Annotated in this window: 15 protein-coding genes; 4 read left to right on the top strand and 11 right to left on the bottom strand. The window is 54.2% G+C overall.

From position 1 onward, the window contains the following. The first annotated feature begins 94 nt into the window (after nt 1-94). Nucleotides 95-1,489, top strand: a complete 1,395-nt coding sequence (asnS, locus tag IEW06_RS04535) for an asparagine--tRNA ligase (RefSeq protein ID WP_188547549.1) — start codon at nt 95-97, stop codon at nt 1,487-1,489. A gap of 106 nt (nt 1,490-1,595) precedes the next feature. Here asnS and IEW06_RS04530 read toward each other — a convergent pair whose 3' ends face one another. The 3 genes from IEW06_RS04530 to IEW06_RS04520 all read right to left on the bottom strand — a co-directional run bounded on the left by IEW06_RS04530 (nt 1,596) and on the right by IEW06_RS04520 (nt 3,787). Further along, the gene (locus IEW06_RS04530; protein WP_187733705.1) at nt 1,596-2,813 is read right to left on the bottom strand and encodes a PAS domain-containing sensor histidine kinase; all 1,218 of its coding nucleotides are present in this window, start codon (nt 2,811-2,813) and stop codon (nt 1,596-1,598) included. A 180-nt stretch (nt 2,814-2,993) separates the two neighbouring features. Further along, entirely contained in the window at nt 2,994-3,239 is a 246-nt protein-coding gene (locus IEW06_RS04525) for a hypothetical protein (protein ID WP_188547547.1), read from the bottom strand. Nucleotides 3,240-3,310: 71 nt separating this feature from the next. Continuing rightward, nucleotides 3,311-3,787 (bottom strand): hypothetical protein, encoded by a 477-nt coding sequence (locus tag IEW06_RS04520; protein WP_187733707.1) that lies wholly within the window; start codon nt 3,785-3,787, stop codon nt 3,311-3,313. 264 nt (nt 3,788-4,051) lie between these two features. On the opposite strand from IEW06_RS04520, the gene uvrA reads away from it, so the two are divergent. Continuing rightward, nucleotides 4,052-6,985, top strand: a complete 2,934-nt coding sequence (gene uvrA / locus IEW06_RS04515; RefSeq protein WP_188547545.1) for an excinuclease ABC subunit UvrA — start codon at nt 4,052-4,054, stop codon at nt 6,983-6,985. Nucleotides 6,986-7,088: 103 nt separating this feature from the next. Here uvrA and IEW06_RS04510 read toward each other — a convergent pair whose 3' ends face one another. The 8 genes from IEW06_RS04510 to queA all read right to left on the bottom strand — a co-directional run bounded on the left by IEW06_RS04510 (nt 7,089) and on the right by queA (nt 13,778). Continuing rightward, nucleotides 7,089-7,763, bottom strand: a complete 675-nt coding sequence (locus tag IEW06_RS04510; protein WP_187733708.1) for a DUF4142 domain-containing protein — start codon at nt 7,761-7,763, stop codon at nt 7,089-7,091. Between the two features lie 529 nt (nt 7,764-8,292). Then, entirely contained in the window at nt 8,293-9,000 is a 708-nt protein-coding gene (locus IEW06_RS04505; protein ID WP_187733709.1) for a DUF4142 domain-containing protein, read from the bottom strand. A 149-nt stretch (nt 9,001-9,149) separates the two neighbouring features. Then, on the bottom strand, nt 9,150-9,389 hold the full coding sequence (locus IEW06_RS04500; RefSeq protein ID WP_187733710.1) for a hypothetical protein: 240 nt from the start codon (nt 9,387-9,389) through the stop codon (nt 9,150-9,152). A gap of 29 nt (nt 9,390-9,418) precedes the next feature. Then, a complete protein-coding gene (locus tag IEW06_RS04495) occupies nt 9,419-10,000 on the bottom strand; it encodes a DUF4142 domain-containing protein (protein ID WP_187733711.1) in 582 nt (193 codons plus the stop codon). Between the two features lie 161 nt (nt 10,001-10,161). Further along, nucleotides 10,162-10,770 (bottom strand): hypothetical protein, encoded by a 609-nt coding sequence (locus IEW06_RS04490; protein ID WP_187733712.1) that lies wholly within the window; start codon nt 10,768-10,770, stop codon nt 10,162-10,164. Nucleotides 10,771-11,016: 246 nt separating this feature from the next. After that, a complete protein-coding gene (locus IEW06_RS04485) occupies nt 11,017-11,796 on the bottom strand; it encodes an enoyl-CoA hydratase-related protein (protein WP_187733713.1) in 780 nt (259 codons plus the stop codon). 119 nt (nt 11,797-11,915) lie between these two features. After that, nucleotides 11,916-12,599, bottom strand: coding sequence for a 2-C-methyl-D-erythritol 4-phosphate cytidylyltransferase (locus IEW06_RS04480; RefSeq protein WP_188547543.1), 684 nt, complete (start codon nt 12,597-12,599; stop codon nt 11,916-11,918). A 129-nt stretch (nt 12,600-12,728) separates the two neighbouring features. Continuing rightward, nucleotides 12,729-13,778, bottom strand: a complete 1,050-nt coding sequence (gene queA, locus IEW06_RS04475) for a tRNA preQ1(34) S-adenosylmethionine ribosyltransferase-isomerase QueA (protein WP_133271294.1) — start codon at nt 13,776-13,778, stop codon at nt 12,729-12,731. A gap of 251 nt (nt 13,779-14,029) precedes the next feature. On the opposite strand from queA, the gene IEW06_RS04470 reads away from it, so the two are divergent. Both IEW06_RS04470 and IEW06_RS04465 read left to right on the top strand, forming a co-directional pair. Continuing rightward, a complete protein-coding gene (locus tag IEW06_RS04470) occupies nt 14,030-15,295 on the top strand; it encodes an ABC transporter permease (protein WP_188547541.1) in 1,266 nt (421 codons plus the stop codon). A gap of 198 nt (nt 15,296-15,493) precedes the next feature. Continuing rightward, entirely contained in the window at nt 15,494-16,357 is an 864-nt protein-coding gene (locus tag IEW06_RS04465) for an LOG family protein (RefSeq protein ID WP_187733714.1), read from the top strand. Nucleotides 16,358-16,376: the final 19 nt, after the last annotated feature.

Genomic DNA, 16,376 nt, shown 5'->3' with positions numbered 1-16,376 from the left:
TCGGAAAGCATTAAAGATGAGTGCGAATTTCTGCGCTAGCGAAAAGCTCTACCTTTGCCCCCCACAGAGTATAAACCACAGAAATTCGAGTCCGATGTCCGTCAGAAGGTCGAGTGTACAGCAGCTGCTGCAAAGCCAGGAGCTGGAGCGCGAGGTAGTAGTAAAAGGTTGGGTGCGCACCCGCCGGGGCAATAAGTACGTGCAGTTTATCGCCCTGAACGACGGCTCTACCATCCACAACATTCAGGTAGTAGCCGACGCGGAGAAGTTTCCGGAGGAGTCGCTGAAGGACGTGGCCACTGGCGCTTGCCTGTCGGTGCGCGGCCAGCTAGTTGCTTCGCAGGGCAAGGGCCAGGCTGTGGAAATTCAAGCGCTTGAAATAGAAGTGCTTGGCACTGCTGACCCGGAAGAGTATCCGCTGCAAAAGAAAGGTCACTCCCTGGAGTTTTTGCGCGAAATTGCCCACCTACGGCCTCGCACCAATACGTTTGGAGCCGTGCTGCGCGTGCGCCACGCTTTGGCTTTTGCCGTGCATCAGTACTTCAACGACCACGGCTTCTATTACGTGCACACGCCCGTTATCACCGGCTCCGACGCCGAGGGTGCCGGACAGATGTTTCGGGTCACAACTTTGCCCCCCGAGCACCCGCCCCGCACCGCCGACGGCTCCGTGGATTTTAAGGAGGACTTCTTCGGCAAGCAAACCAACCTGACCGTTTCGGGCCAGCTGGAGGCTGAAGTAGCGGCCATGGCCTTGGGCAAAGTGTACACCTTCGGGCCTACTTTCCGCGCCGAAAATTCCAACACGGCCCGCCACTTAGCGGAGTTCTGGATGATCGAGCCCGAGGTAGCGTTCAACGACCTCCAGGACAACATGGACCTAGCAGAGGATTTCCTCAAAAGCCTCGTGCGCTATGCCCTGGAGAAGTGCGCCGATGACCTTCAGTTTCTGAACGAGCAATACGATAAAGAGCTGCTAAACCGCCTGCGCTTTGTGGTGGAGAATGACTTCCAGCGCCTCACTTACACCGAGGCCGTGGAGATTCTGAAAGCGGCCAAGCAGAAATTTGAGTTTCCCGTGGATTGGGGCACCGACCTGCAAAGCGAGCACGAGCGCTATCTGGTAGAAAAGCACTTCAAGAAGCCCGTTATCCTGACCGACTATCCCAAGGATATCAAGGCGTTCTATATGAAGCTCAACGACGACGAGCGCACCGTGCGGGCCATGGACGTGCTGTTTCCCGGCATCGGCGAAATCATTGGCGGCTCTCAACGCGAAGAAAGCCTAGAGAAGCTGCGCACCCGCATGGAGCAGATGCACGTGGAAGAGCACGAGCTGTGGTGGTATCTGGAGCTGCGTAAGTTCGGAACTGCCCCCCACGCCGGCTTTGGCTTAGGCTTCGAGCGGCTGGTGCTCTTCGTGACAGGTATGTCTAATATCCGGGACGTAATTCCCTTCCCACGCTTTCCGAAAAACGCGGAGTTCTAAACCTGATTATCAGCGCGACTATTTCTTCATACAAAAAAGCCCCCCGCACGTGCGGGGGGCCTTTTTGTATGAAGAAATAGTAAAATTTACGCAAAGCAACGCTGCTCTATTGAAAAGGCAGCTCAATAAAAAAGCAGGTGCCTTCTTGTTCACGGCTTTCCAGCCAGATGTCGCCACCATGTAGCTGCACAATTTGCTTGGCTATGAACAGCCCAAGGCCAGTAGTCGTCTCGCCGTGCAGGCCAGTACGCCGGGTAGGATTGAATTTGTCGAACAAATGCGCGTGTAGCTTGCTGGGGATACCAATGCCCGTGTCCTGCACCGTCAGTAGGGCCCGGTTATCGTGCTCTCGCAGGCCAAGCGTAACTATTCCGGTGGCGGGGGTAAACTTCAGGGAGTTGCCGATCAGGTTGCTCAATACCCGGCTGAACTTGTCAGGATTGATCTTGGCATGAATGACCTCAGTGGGTAAGTCAAGAGCTAGACTTATGCCTTTATCCTGGGCTCGTAGGCGGTACTTTTCAAGCTGTGTTGTTAGGTATGCATTCAGATCGGTTGACTCTTTCTGTAGCCCATGCACATCAAGGTCGCCGACGTAAAGCACATCGTCCAGCAGGGAGCTAGCCTGAGCGCAGGACTGTTGAATGAGGGTCAAATAGTGGACCATTTCCGGTGCAGGCGGCTCGCTCCCGCCCCGGCCGTTCACTTCGCGCTGAAGAAGGTCTATCAGCAATTCAATGTGGGCAATAGGGGCCTTCATATCGTGCGTGGCCAGTTGCAGAATCGTTTCCTGCGCGTCGTAGAGACGTTTGAGCTTAGTCTCCAAGCTTTTGCGCTCAGAAATATCCTCTAAAATGGTATATCCAAGCTCGCCCCCATCATCGGGGAACAGTACGGACGTTACTTGGCACCAAAAGGTAGAGCCATCGGCGCGTTCTAGGCAGGTTTCTAAGGTGAAATGCGGAAGATTATGGTCCCACAGCTTCGTTTGCAATTGCTTCCAATCATCGCAATAGTGCGCATGCGAAAACTCAAGAATGCGCCGGCCAATAAGCTCGTCGGGCAGGCTGTAGCCCATCATGGCTAAGAGGGCTGGGTTAACCTGGCGAATGGTTAGGTCGGAGGTAATAATTTTCTGGCCTAAGGGCGAGTTCTCGAATACAGTGCGAAAGCGAGCCTGGCTTTGCTGATAAAGATCGGCCTCGGAAGCCTGCGCGCTGGCTGCTGCTTTGTCCTCGCGGAGCTGACGGATTTCTTCGCGCAAGACACGAATTTCTGCCTCGGGAGACTCTGGAATAGTAGGCAGTTGAGTAGCGTCAGGCATAGAGGCGAAGTGTGGCAGAACAGAAAGGTAAGCTTTATCAGCCAAGTACGCCAAGCTCAGAAGGGTAGTACAGAACTGCTCGTGGCAACGTGACTATATTTCTTTCCGTTCGATCTGTCGCCGTAATATTATTTCTCAAACTTTGGGCTTCGTGGCCGAATCTAGGGTAAAGAAGCACGCTCAACAGTAATTGCGCAGTTCTTTGTCATCCACTGCTACCAGCGCATCCAGCCGCAGCTCAAAGCCGTCCTGCAGGCGCAGGTATTCTACTTTATTCCTGATAAACAAGTCGCTGATGATGTTTTTGTAAGTGCTGGGGGGCATATCGGGCTCTGGCCGGTAGGTGAGGGTGCAGGGCTGGCGAGTGGTGGCACGGGCCTCCAGCTCGTCGTAGAAAGAGCAGCTGATGGGTTGATAGATTTTCATGTGTGCTAAAACGCAAAGCACCCGGATTGGGTGAACAATCCGGGTGCTTTGTGCAGCAATAGAAAGAAGGATTAATGCTTGCCTTTACCCTTGCCATTTCCGTGACCCTTACCAGGGTGGCCGCCCCGCTGCTGCACCACAATTACATTGCCGGCAGGGTGGGCGGCACGCATCTTTTTAGCCTGGCCGGGGGGCATTCCGTGCGGATGACCAGCCTTCGGGTATTTCACTTTGTGCTCCCGGATAAGTACCCATGGCTGCGCACCCACGTAGTTGATAACGACCGGGTGAAAGCTGCTGGGATTGTAGTTGGAAACAGTCTTCAGGCGCTTCCATTTGCCTTCGCGCTGCACCACATAATGCTGGTCGCGCAGGTCGTAGTAGCCGCCCACTTCAGGAATGTAGTAGTACTGCGTGCCGGCTGGAGCCGCGGGTCCCCAGGAGGGTGGATTTATATTGATATTTACCTGGGCCTGGGCTGGTTCGGCAGTGCCTAACATAGCCAGCGCAAAAGCGGCAGCAAGCGTGAATTTGGGTAGGAAGGACATGAAGGGAGTATGTAGCGTGAAGGAATTATCCTACTATCGGCAAGAACAGCGCCAAACGCTATCCTATGCAGGACCCAGGGCGCGTTGGCCTAAGAACTACTGCTTAGCTGTTGCGTCACGCGCTGCATGGCAGTACAGCAAGTAGAATTTTAGTTCCCTCAAATCCCCGGTTTATTCTGCTAAACCCTCTGGCAAATAAGCTATTCTGAATAGCGAGAGGACTCAGTTTTGCCTACCTTTGCGGACTTATTCGATTCGCGCTGCATGGCTAAGAAAATATCTGCTTCCGTTGCCCCCGTCACTCCCGAAATTGCCCCCCAGCTTGCTGCTACGGTAGCGGCTGCCAACGGCCACGCGGCCGACGTGGAGGCGCCATTTATTGAAGTGTACGGAGCGCGGGAACACAACCTGAAAAACGTTTCGGTTCAGATTCCGCGGGGCAAGCTGGTGGTGTTCACCGGCATTTCGGGCTCGGGCAAATCCAGTCTGGCCTTCGACACGATTTATGCCGAAGGGCAGCGCCGCTACATGGAGACGTTTTCGGCGTATGCTCGCTCGTTTATGGGCGGTCTGGAGCGGCCCGACGTGGACAAGATTGAAGGATTGTCGCCGGTAATCAGCATTGAGCAGAAAACCACTTCGCGCAACCCCCGCTCCACGGTGGGCACCATCACCGAGATTTACGACTTCCTGCGTCTGCTTTACGCCCGTACGGCGGAGGCGTTCAGCTACGCCACAGGCGCCAAGATGATCCGGCAGAGCGACGAGCAGATTATCAACTACATTCTCAAGCACTTCAACGAGAAAAAGCTGGTGGTGCTGGCCCCCGTGGTGAAAGGCCGCAAAGGCCACTACCGCGAGCTGTTTCAGCAGATTGCCAAGCTCGGCTTTGCCAAAGTGCGCGTGGATGGCGAACTGCTCGACCTGACGCCCAAGATGCAGGTGGACCGCTACAAAATCCACGACATTGAAATCGTGATTGACCGATTGGTGGTCAAAACCGAGGACCGGTTCCGGTTGTCGGGCTCGGTGCAGAACGCGCTGACCCACGGCAAGGGCACCATGCTCGTGCTGGACCCGGACACCAAGAAAACGCAGTTTTTCTCGCGCTTTCTTATGGACCCCACCACCGGCATCGCCTACGACGATCCGGCCCCGAATACTTTTTCCTTCAACTCGCCCTACGGCGCCTGCCCCACCTGCAACGGCCTGGGTGAGGTGCAGCAAATCACGGAAGACTCGGTGCTGCCGGATAAGAAGCTGAGCATCAGCCGGGGTGGAATTGCCCCCCTGGGCGAGTACCGCGACATCTGGATTTTCCAGCAGCTCCAGCTTATCCTCAAAAAGCAGAAGTTCAGCCTTTCTACGCCCATCGAAAAGCTGCCCGAAGACTTGGTGGAACGCCTGCTCTACGGCGTGCCCGAGGACGAAGACGCGGACCCCAAAAAGGCAAACTATACGGAGCCGTTTGAAGGCATTATTCCCTTCCTGCGCCGCCAGATGGAGTCTGACTCGGAAAACATTCGCGCCTGGATTCAGGAGTACACCCAGGCTCAGGAGTGCCCCGAGTGCAGTGGTTACCGCCTGAAAAAAGAGTCGCTACACTTTCTGATCGACGGCAAGAACATCGGTGAGCTGTCGGTGATGGATATCGCCCAGCTCAGCCAATGGTTCGTGGGGCTGGAAGAGCGACTGAGTGAGCGCCAGAACGTGATTGGGCGGGAGCTGCTCAAAGAACTGCGTAAGCGCATTGGCTTTCTGCTGGAAGTGGGCCTGGAGTACCTGAGCCTGCACCGCTCGGTGCGCACCTTGTCGGGGGGCGAATCGCAGCGAATTCGATTGGCCACCCAGATTGGTACTCAGCTCGTGGGCGTGCTGTATATCATGGACGAGCCTAGCATCGGCCTACATCAGCGCGATAATGAGCGGCTGATCAAGGCCTTGCAGCACCTGCGCGACATCGGTAACTCGGTGATTGTGGTAGAGCACGACAAAGATATGATTATGAATGCCGACCACGTGTTAGACATCGGACCGGGTGCGGGCATTCATGGGGGGCATATTGTGGCCGAAGGCTCGCCTACGGAGATTTTCAAATCGGGCAGCCTGACTTCGCAGTATCTGAGTGGGGAGCGGCACATTGAGCTGCGCAAAAAGAAGCGCAAGGGCGAAGGCAACACGCTCACGCTCAAGGGTGCCACCGGCCACAACCTCAAGAACGTGACCGTCAAGTTTCCGCTCGGCAAGTTGGTGGCCGTGACGGGCGTGTCGGGCTCGGGCAAGTCGTCGCTCATTCACGACACGCTGTATCCTATTCTGAACCAGCACTTTTTCAATGCCAAGCGCGACCCGCTGCCCTACGCGGGCATTGAAGGGCTGGAATTGATTGACAAAGTAATTGAGGTAGATCAGTCGCCGATTGGGCGGACGCCGCGCTCCAACCCGGCGACTTATACAGGCGTGTTTACCGAGATTCGCAGCCTGTTCGCTTCGTTGCCGGAGGCCAAAATTCGGGGTTATGGGCCGGGCCGCTTCTCTTTCAACGTGAAGGGCGGACGCTGTGAAACTTGCGAAGGTGCTGGCCTGCGGACCATCGAGATGAACTTCCTGCCCGACGTGCATGTGCCCTGCGAAACCTGCAAAGGCCGCCGCTACAACCGCGAAACGCTGGAAGTACGCTTCAAAGGCAAGAGCATCACCGACGTACTCGATCTGACAGTAGAGAAAGCCGTGGAGTACTTCGAGAATCAGCCGCGTATCATTCGCAAGATTCAGGTGCTCAACGAAGTAGGCTTGGGTTATCTGACCTTGGGCCAGCAGGCCACCACGCTTTCCGGTGGTGAAGCCCAGCGGGTGAAGCTAGCAACGGAACTCGGCAAAAAAGACACTGGCAAAACCTTCTATATTCTCGACGAGCCAACTACGGGTCTGCACTTCGAGGATATCCGCCACCTTTCTGATGTGCTGCAAAAGCTGGTCGACAAAGGCAACACCGTTCTCATCATCGAGCACAATCTGGACCTGATTAAAGTAGCCGACCACGTTATCGACCTGGGCCCTGAAGGCGGGGGAGGCGGTGGTACCGTTGTGGCCCAGGGCACACCTGAGCAAGTGGCTAAGGCCAGCAAAGGCTACACCGGGAAGTTTCTGGCCGAGGAACTGAAAGTGAGCAAGTACGCGGAGGAGAAAGTGAGCTGATTTTCCGGACTACTTAAGCAGCGCTGAGGCTTATCAGCATGTGTCGTATAAAAAAAGCCCCCAGACTATTTCTGGGGGCTTTTTTTATACGTAACGCTACGAGCTACATAGAAGCGCTGTTGGCGTGCTTAGCCGCGGTAGTTGCGTGCATTTGAATGACGGGCAGGTTTTTAACCGCAAAATCCTTCACCTTCGGCGCTCGGGCCATATCTATCTCGCCCTGAAACAGTTTAAGGGTCTGGCGATGGTCGATGAGCATTTGCCGCCAGTACTGCTGCTCGAATGCTGACCCCGTTAGGGCAGCTAACTCGTCGTACATAGCTTTGTGGGCAGGATCCATACCGGTAGGCAAATCGGCTTGCAGATTGGCAGCTAAAGGCTTTATCTCGGCGGCGATTTTTTGGTGGTCGGCAATCATGCGGTTCGCAAAGGCTTTGGCCTCGTTGCTTACCTCCTTCTGCAGCGCCAGTTGGCTTAACTGAATTTCATTATTGCCGCCTTCGTACACCAGTTTCAAAAACTCTGGATCCGACATAGAATAAGCTAGGGGCGCGGTACCAGCCGCTTCGGCAGCAGTTGCCCGTGTGGCCGTTTCGGGCATATTAACAGCGGGTTCGTTGTTGCCCTCAGTAGCCGCGTTCATGTAATTATCGCCGGCATTGCCACCGGTCTCTTCTGAATCGGTCGGCTCGTTGGTAATGGCGGTTTTCTCGTTGCTGCAAGCACCGGTAGTAAGGAGCATACCCACGCATAGCAGGCTTAATAAGTTACGTTTCATAACGACAGGTAGTAAAATGAAGACGCGTACTATTGCATTACTGCCATTATCTGTACGCTTATAAGAAGTGATAAATAGCAGTGGCGTAAACCCTTGCCTTCTTATAGTTTACGATTAGGTTAGTGAAGGGTTGGGAACTTCCCAGTATCTAAGGGTGCAATGTAGAGAGCATAAGCCATCACTTCAGGGGGATGAAACAGTAAATGATGTTGTCTCCAGTAGGAGTTAAGCCACGAAAGGCTAGGAGATTCCGCTGCCTCTTACTGGCTCGTTATTACAGCTAGGCGAAAGTTCTCAGCGGCCTTTTAATGCGACACCTCAGCTTGGGTAATGACAAAGAGCGGCGAGCCGTTGCGATGGGGCTTCAGCTTCATTGGGCTGCGTTACTGGTTTGGTTATCAGTAAGGGAAAACAAAACCCGCCTAATCTGACAGGTTAAGCAAGTAAAAGCTATCAATTGCTATACCTACAAAAAGCTAAAAAGCCCCCCAGAAGACTCTGGGGGGCTTTTTTAGTTGGTTTCAAACCTTTACATCTTCATGCCAGCGTGCTGCTTCGACATATCCAAGTGCTTCTGAATGACAGGCGTAGTCTTCGTAATAAAGCCTTGTAGTTCAGTGTCTTTGGTCATCTTAGCGTGCGCTTGCATCGTATTCAGCGTCTTCTGGTGGTCGGTTACCATCTGCTGGAGGAAGCGTTGTTCTAACTGCTTGCCTGATAGCTTCCGCATCTGATCCGCAATGGTTTTGTGCTCAGCGTCCATATCGGTAGGCAAAGTCACCTTCTTCTTCTGGGCCAGCGTTTTCAGATCCGCGGTCGACTTGGTATGGTCCGTAATCATCATGTTGGCGTGGTCTTTCGCCATACCCGTTACGCCTTTCTCCAGTACCAAGCGGCTCAGTTGAATCTCATTCTGGTCGCTGTGCGCGGCCGATTTCATGAACTCTGGGTCGTCTTTGTGCGGCGCCGTGGGGCCGTTAGGATCTGCGCTGTTGGCATTCATCCCGGCAGGAGCGGTGCCAGCAGCGGCTGCCGAACCGCCGGCAGTAGTGTCGGAAGGCATCGTAGCCGTGGCGCTGTCGCCATCAGTAGCGGCGTTCATGTAGTTGTCGCCTGCGTTGCCACCTGCCTCTTCTGAATCAGTCGGGGTGTCGGTGGTGGCGGTTTTTTCATTGCTGCAAGCGCTGGTAGCTAGCAGCATGCCTGCGCAAAAGAGACTCATGATTGTACGTTTCATAGCGGTAGTAAAAGGTGGAATGGTTGAGCTTGTATTGTGAAAAAATAGGTCTGCCGCCAACCGTCGAATAAGTAAGTCGGCGATTAGCGGCAGAAAACAGCTGAGCAGCTGCCCAGAGTCGTTAGTGTACGGGTCAGTTTATCAGAAGGTTAGTCATTGTCGGCCGCTTCCAAAGAGTCGGCATCGGCAGTAACGGTGGCTCCTTCTTCGTTGTCGATGACGGTAGCATCAGCCTGTACGCCACCTTGCTCGGCGGCTTCTTCCTGGCCAACTACGGCCTCGCCGGCCGTGCCATCGGTGCGGGTTTCAGTATTGCCGCAGCTGGTCAGCGACAAAGCAGCAAATAAGGCAAGAACAGAGAATAATCGGTGTTTTGGGAAATGAAACATGGGTTGGAATTCAGGTTAACAATGAAAAATTAAGGCAAGTCTTCTAGTTGGTCTTCCACGACGCCCACATCATCCAGATGTTGTTCAATCGTGGGCAAGAATTTGGCGGCAAATCCGCGAATGTCGCCGTCGTAAGCGTCCTTGCTCATATCCTCGAACGCATCTGCATCGCTTTTATGAGCCTCCAGCAGCATTTCCACATACCGTTTGTCGAACTGCGTGCCGGTCAGGGCGCTTAAGTCGGCATATTGTTTTTGCTGGTCGCTGCCAAGTCCGCTAGGCAGCATCAGGTTTTTTTGCTGCGCTAAGTTTCGGAGCGCCGTGCTCACCTGCCCATGCTGCTGAACCAAGCGCTGGGCTAAGTTGCGGACCGCAGGCGTAGCTGATTTTTGCTGGGCCAGCTTGCTCATCTCCAACTCCAGGAGCCCGCTGCTGGCCGCGTTTACCATAAAGTCCGCGTCGCGCTCCTGCCGCTCGGTCACGGCGGCTTCCTTAATGCGTTTTTCGTTCTGAAACCTGGCTTCCGCTACCGGATCTTTTTGGCTGGCATCGGGCGAGCAGGCCCCCATGACAACGCAGCATCCTAGGAGCAGAAAACGGGCAGAAGCCATAGCGCACAAACAGTTAGAGGAATTGAAAATAAGCTATTGCCTATACGGCAGCCTCAGCAGGTGGTTATCAGGGATAGCAGGAAGGCCGCGAAATGTAGAAGCTAGAGCGAGTCTGGGGGGCTTTTTCCCAGGAAAAAGCCCCCCAGACTCGCTCTGTATATTTAGTGCTTGCTTCGGTAGCCAAACCCCACCAGCAGATGCAACGCCACATTTGGTACGGTAGCGGTGCCGCCATCTGCCAATGGCATCCGGGCCCACGCCGCCGTTAGCTTTGCTTCTGGCCGAAAAAACCAGTGATCTGCTACTCTCATTGGCGGGCCGGCAGCGGCCTGCAAACCAACCCCCGCAATGTGGTAGCCACCACCCAGCAAGCTGCGCACCGGATTGATGGATTTGCCGCGAACGCGCCCCTCCGGATGGCCAATCACCATTCCGACACCAATCCGAAAAACGCTTGACTGTTCCAGCAAAGGCATCGTCCGGCTTACAATGACCATGTTGTAGCCATGTGATACCTCGAAATGCTCTATCTCAGGGGGCGGATTCTGGAGGTACACCTTGTGGTGCACCAGCTCCGCGCTCCACTGCCGGTAGCCTAGTCTGTAGGCGTAGTATGGCGACCCGTGCCAGGGCCGTGTGCGGTAGCGCGCTCGAAAGCGAATAGCTTCCTCCCCGGGCTGCTCTATTCGAAGGATAGTTGGTAAGCTCCAGGCAGTACCGCCAAAAAACTCGGCCGTTAGTCCCTGCGCTTGCAGTGGAGGGCTGCACACGGCTAGCAAAAGAACGAAGACGCCTCGTGCCACTACCGACCTGCTAAGTGTCGTCTTCATCACAAGTTGCTGGACTGCTGCTGGACAATGGAGAGCTTCTTCCGCCAGCGATTCTACGTTCTCTTACGAGGCTTTGATATAGCTGAGCATCGCAAAGTCAACTTACAAAGCATCCAACAGAAAGCGCCACCCTGTAGCGAGGGTGGCGCTTTCTGTTAAACCAAAATTGCAGTTTGATAGCCTTTGCTAAGCCCCGCGAAACTGCGGTTTGCGCTTCTCCAGAAACGCCTGTACGCCCTCCCGATAATCATCTGACTCGCCCGCAATCTGCTGGCAGTAAGCTTCGTAGTCCAGCATTTCGTCCAGCGTCGAGGCACTGGCTTTATTCAGCATTTGCTTGATCAGGCCAATAGACTTGGTAGGCGCCGCCGCATACCGCGCCGCTAGTGCGTACGTAGCCTCATCGAGCTGCTCGGGCGCCACCACCTGGTTTACCAAACCTAGCCGCAGCGCTTCCTCGGCCGAAACTTTGGAGCCCAGCGTGCATAGCTCAAACGCCTTTAGCGTGCCCACCAGCCGTGGGAGAAAGTACGATGAGCCTGAGTCGGGCACCAGCCCGATATTGATAAATACCTCAATCAGAGAGGCGTCGGTGGAGGCAATCAGCGCATCGCAGGCCAGCGCCAGCGAGCAGCCCGCTCCGGCCGCGACTCCATTTAGCCGCCCGATGATAGGCTTCGGTAAGGCGCGCATAGCCCGAATGATAGGATTGTAGCGCTTATGCAAAGAGTCATAAAAAGACCGTTTCTCTTCCCCTTGCGCTGCCTTAAGGTCCTGGCCTGAGCAGAAAGCCCGTCCGGCGCCGGTGAGCACCACGGCCCGCACCGAGGCGTCGCGCGCTACCTGCTTTAGGGCATCCTGCAGTTCGTAGCTCTGCGGGTCGTTGAAGGCATTGAATACATCAGGCCGGTTAAAAGTAATCGTCGCAACACCGTCGCGTACATCGTAGAGCAAGCAGGTATACATAGGAATCAGTGAAAGGTAGAAAGCGGCTCCGAGTAGGTAGTCTTCGCGTCGCCTGGAGGGCAAATTACATGAGAAAGTTGGCGTTCTGACAACACCCGGGACTAAAGCGCTGCACCGTGCTACCGACTACGCAGAATGGCTTCTGCCAACAGCATGTCTTCCGGTGTCGTGATTTTGAGGTTGCGATAATCGCCTTCTACCAAGTGAATTGGATGCAGGTCTTCCACTACACTCGCATCATCAGTGAAAGTAGGCAGCTCTGGCAGCCGATAGGCCCGCCGTAGTAGCTCCAGATCAAAGCACTGCGGCGTCTGTACTAAGCGCAGCCGGGAGCGGTCAATAGCGTAAGAGCCTTCCTTGGAGAGGCCGCGCACCGAGTCTTTGGGCACCACAGCGGCTATGGCCGCGCCGTGCTCAGCCGCGGCCGCATACGTATTTTCAATAACTGCTGCCGATACCAGTGGTCGCACGCCATCGTGCACCGCTACAATGCCCTCCGTGTACGTAGCCAGGTGTTTCAGGCCATTTCTTACCGAAGCCCACCGAGAATGCCCCCCGCCCACCACCGCGTGCGGAATTGCGACCTGATGCCGGGTACAGAGGTGGTGCCACGTATCGAACTGGTCGGGGGGCAAAACCACCACAAATTGCTGCACACCCAAGCTGGTCTCGGCAAAGCGGCGTAGCGTATGCAGCAGCACCGGCTCGCCGAGCAACTCCAGAAACTGCTTCGGCTGACCTGCGCCCATGCGCGTGCCGCTGCCGCCAGCCACAAGTATAGCAAACCGATTGGGAGTCGACATAAGCAGAAGCTACGAGAGTGGAAGATGAGTATAAAGCGCAACAAAAAGCCCGGCCACCAAAGGTAACCGGGCAATGCGGAAGGCTCGCAACAAAGTCTTGCCTCCCACTTCTTTGTACTCACTTCTAGCTTACAGAATCAGCATCGCATCGCCGTAGCTGAAGAAACGATACTTCTCTTTGATGGCAACCTTGTACGCTTCCGCTAACAGATCGTAGCCAGCAAAGGCGGCTGTCATCATCATCAGCGTGCTTTCCGGCGTGTGGAAGTTGGTGAGCAGGGTATTCGCGATTTTGAACTCGTACGGCGGGAAAATGAACCGATCGGTCCAGCCCTGGTTGGCTTTCAAACGGTTGTGCGCCGATACCGATGACTCCAGCGCCCGCATGGTAGTAGTGCCCACGGAGCAAACGCGCTTTTTAGCGTCCAGCGCCTTATTCACAATAATGGCAGCCTCAGCAGGTACAATGAAATTCTCCGAGTCCATCTTGTGCTTGGTCAGGTCTTCCACATCCACCGGACGGAAAGTGCCCAAACCCACGTGCAGCGTGACGGCGGTAGTTTCTACACCCTTGATTTCCAGGCGCTTCAGTACCTCACGGGTAAAGTGCAGACCTGCCGAAGGGGCGGCCACAGCACCGATGTGCTTGGCGTAAATGGTCTGATAGCGCTCTTTGTCGGCCGGCTCAGCATCACGGGTAATCGCCTCGCGGGGCAGGGGCGTTTCGCCTAAGTCGTGGAGGGCTTTATAAAATTCTTCATCAGGGCCATCAAACAAAAACTTGATGGTACGGCCCCGTGAGGTGGTGTTGTCGATAACTTCGGCCACCATGTCGCTTTCGCCGAAGTACAATTTGTTGCCCACCCGGATTTTACGGGCCGGATCAACCAGTACGTCCCACAGGTGGCTTTCTTTATTCAGCTCGCGCAGCAAAAACACTTCAATTTTTGCTCCTGTCTTTTCTTTATTGCCATATAGCCGTGCCGGAAACACTTTCGTGTCGTTCATCACGAATACATCACCGTCATTGAAATACTCAATGATGTCTTTAAAAATACGGTGCTCGATTTTGCCAGTATCGCGGTGTACTACCATCAGGCGCGACTCGTCGCGGTTTTTGGCCGGGTGCTGCGCCAGCAGGTTCTCGGGCAGGTCAAATTTAAACTCGGACAGTTTCATGGTCGGATATGGGCAATAGGGGGGGAAGCTAACAAAAATTTCAGGGGGCAAAAGTACGTAGAATGGCCGGATTAATCGTTATTTTTCGCCCGGAATCAGCATAGAATGCTCAAATGAATGAACAGCTAACTAGTTGTAATAGTGGCAGGTTAAACTGCTAACTTGTTCCTTTACTGATAGCTGAACTACTGCCCAGTCGAAACTGTATTAGTTCAGTCAGCCAACCATTTAGCTACTTAACCTCCCACTCCATGCTCGCCTTGCGCCTGACACTGGAAAGCTTCCGCTTCGCGTGGCAAGCTCTCAAATCCAATTTGCTGCGCACCATTCTCTCATTGCTGGGCGTCACAGTCGGGATCTTTGCCATCATCGCCGTTTTTACCGTCGTCGATTCGCTGGAGTCGAATATCCGGCAGAGCATGGATTTTTTAGGTGAGAAAGTGGTTTACGTGGGCAAGTGGCCCTGGAAATTTGAGCCCAATCGGCCTTGGTGGAAATATTTTAACCGCCCCGTACCCACCCAGCGCGAATTCCGTGCTCTACAGCGTACGCTGAACCCCAATAGCCACATGGGCATGGCCATTATGGCTAATACCGGCGGCAATACGCTGAAGGCAGGTAATAACAGCCTCACGGACTGTAATTTGCAGGGGGTCAGCTATGAGTTTCAGCAGGTTTCAAAAGTACCCATCGCGGAAGGCCGCTACTTCACCTCCCAGGAAATTGACCTTGCTCGCAACGTAGCTATCATCGGGGCTGACATTGCTGAAAATCTTTTTGGCGGAGGTTCCGCCCTGGGGCGCGAATTCTCGGCTCGCGGGCGCAAATTCACCGTGATTGGGGTGATGAAGAAGGAGGGGAAAAAGCTGATTGATACTCCCAGTAATGACACCAACTGCCTGATTACCTTCGGAATGTTCAGTCAGATCTTTGCCGTCAACAATGGTAGCGGCATGGGCGGCGTGTCGCCTAACATTATTGTAAAGGGCCGCGAAGACGATCAGAACCTCGCTAATTTAGAATCAGAACTGCAGGGCGTAATGCGCAACGTGAGGGGCCTGAAACCCCGGGAGGAAGACAACTTCGCTCTGAATCGGCCCGAAATGTTCGGGGAGCTTATTTCCAAGCTGTTCTCTGTGATTGGGGTGGCTGGCGCCGTTATTGGCAGCTTCGCCATGCTGGTGGGGGGCTTTGGTATTGCCAACATCATGTTTGTGTCGGTGAAGGAGCGCACCAACATTATTGGTATTCAGAAGTCGCTGGGGGCCAAAAATTACTTTATCCTGTTTCAGTTTCTGTTCGAAGCCATCTTTCTGTGCCTGATTGGCGGCGCGGCCGGCATTTTCCTGGTTTTTCTGATCACACTGATTCCGCAGGAATCGTTGCCTTTGTTTCTTTCGGCCAGCAACGTGACGCTAGGACTCACTGTATCGGTAGTTATCGGTATTCTGGCCGGTATTATTCCAGCCGTCCTGGCTTCCAACCTCGATCCGGTTATTGCCATCCGCTCGAAGTAAAACAAGCAGGGTAAGTAAGCTCCTTGTCTTGCACAACAGAGCCAAACCCTTATCTTGCACGCCCCGGTTTTAGGTGGAGGGCAATTGCGCGTTTTGGTCGCTAGGCTTCTGATTATCTTTCTTTTTCTTTAAAAACAGGCTCGCGGCACCGAAAGGTGCTTGCTAATTCCCATCAGCGGGCTCAAAAGTGCAGTATCTATGACTAAGCTTAAAAAAACCAGTCGGACCAAAATCCACGACGAAACCCTGAATGCAGGTAGCGGGCAGACGATCAGTCAGCCCAATGTGAACGACAACAAGGTGACTTCTATCAGCGAAATCCGGGAGCAAACCAGCGGGCAGCGCACCCTGCAGCTCGATGATGAGCAGCGCATCCGGCGCGCATTCGTAGACAAGGACTGGAACGAGATTAAGATTGCTGACTCCTGGCAGATCTTTAAGGTGATGGCCGAGTTCGTGGAAGGCTTCGAGAAAATGAGCAAAATCGGCCCTTGCGTGTCTATTTTTGGCTCGGCGCGCACCAAGCCAGATAATCCTTACTACCAAATGGCCGAGGAGATTGCGGCCAAGCTCGTACGCCACGGCTACGGCGTAATTACGGGCGGTGGCCCCGGCATTATGGAAGCCGGCAACAAAGGCGCGCGCTCTGAAGGAGGCCGTTCGGTAGGCCTCAACATTGAGCTGCCCTTCGAGCAGTTTCATAACATCTACATTGACCCCGATAAGATCATCAACTTCGACTACTTCTTCGTGCGTAAGGTGATGTTCGTGAAGTATGCGCAGGGCTTTATCGGTATGCCCGGCGGCTTCGGCACGCTGGACGAGCTGTTTGAGGCTATTACTCTTATTCAAACCAAGAAAATCGGGCGTTTCCCTATCGTGTTGGTAGGTACCAAGTACTGGCAGGGCATGTTCGACTGGATTCAGCAAGTGATGCTGGAAGATGAGCGCAATATCTCGCCCGAAGACATGAACCTAGTGCAGCTAGTGGATGATGCTGCTTCGGCTGTCAAAATCATTGATGACTTCTACTCCAAGTACCTGCTCTCGCCAAACTTCTAATACCAAAAACAAGCTCAGG

It is taken from the genome of Hymenobacter qilianensis, assembly GCF_014638675.1.
Classification (GTDB): domain Bacteria; phylum Bacteroidota; class Bacteroidia; order Cytophagales; family Hymenobacteraceae; genus Hymenobacter; species Hymenobacter qilianensis.
This window is presented reverse-complemented; position numbering and strand designations above follow the sequence as displayed.

Coding starts and splice junctions, on each gene's coding strand:
- uvrA (WP_188547545.1), top strand. CDS start 4,052: ATGGCTAAGAAAATATCTGCTTCCGTTGCCCCCGTCACTCCCGAAATT.
- queA (WP_133271294.1), bottom strand. CDS start 13,778: ATGAAACTGTCCGAGTTTAAATTTGACCTGCCCGAGAACCTGCTGGCG.
- asnS (WP_188547549.1), top strand. CDS start 95: ATGTCCGTCAGAAGGTCGAGTGTACAGCAGCTGCTGCAAAGCCAGGAG.
- IEW06_RS04465 (WP_187733714.1), top strand. CDS start 15,494: ATGACTAAGCTTAAAAAAACCAGTCGGACCAAAATCCACGACGAAACC.
- IEW06_RS04495 (WP_187733711.1), bottom strand. CDS start 10,000: ATGGCTTCTGCCCGTTTTCTGCTCCTAGGATGCTGCGTTGTCATGGGG.
- IEW06_RS04500 (WP_187733710.1), bottom strand. CDS start 9,389: ATGTTTCATTTCCCAAAACACCGATTATTCTCTGTTCTTGCCTTATTT.
- IEW06_RS04525 (WP_188547547.1), bottom strand. CDS start 3,239: ATGAAAATCTATCAACCCATCAGCTGCTCTTTCTACGACGAGCTGGAG.
- IEW06_RS04520 (WP_187733707.1), bottom strand. CDS start 3,787: ATGTCCTTCCTACCCAAATTCACGCTTGCTGCCGCTTTTGCGCTGGCT.
- IEW06_RS04510 (WP_187733708.1), bottom strand. CDS start 7,763: ATGAAACGTAACTTATTAAGCCTGCTATGCGTGGGTATGCTCCTTACT.
- IEW06_RS04470 (WP_188547541.1), top strand. CDS start 14,030: ATGCTCGCCTTGCGCCTGACACTGGAAAGCTTCCGCTTCGCGTGGCAA.
- IEW06_RS04505 (WP_187733709.1), bottom strand. CDS start 9,000: ATGAAACGTACAATCATGAGTCTCTTTTGCGCAGGCATGCTGCTAGCT.
- IEW06_RS04480 (WP_188547543.1), bottom strand. CDS start 12,599: ATGTCGACTCCCAATCGGTTTGCTATACTTGTGGCTGGCGGCAGCGGC.
- IEW06_RS04530 (WP_187733705.1), bottom strand. CDS start 2,813: ATGCCTGACGCTACTCAACTGCCTACTATTCCAGAGTCTCCCGAGGCA.
- IEW06_RS04485 (WP_187733713.1), bottom strand. CDS start 11,796: ATGTATACCTGCTTGCTCTACGATGTACGCGACGGTGTTGCGACGATT.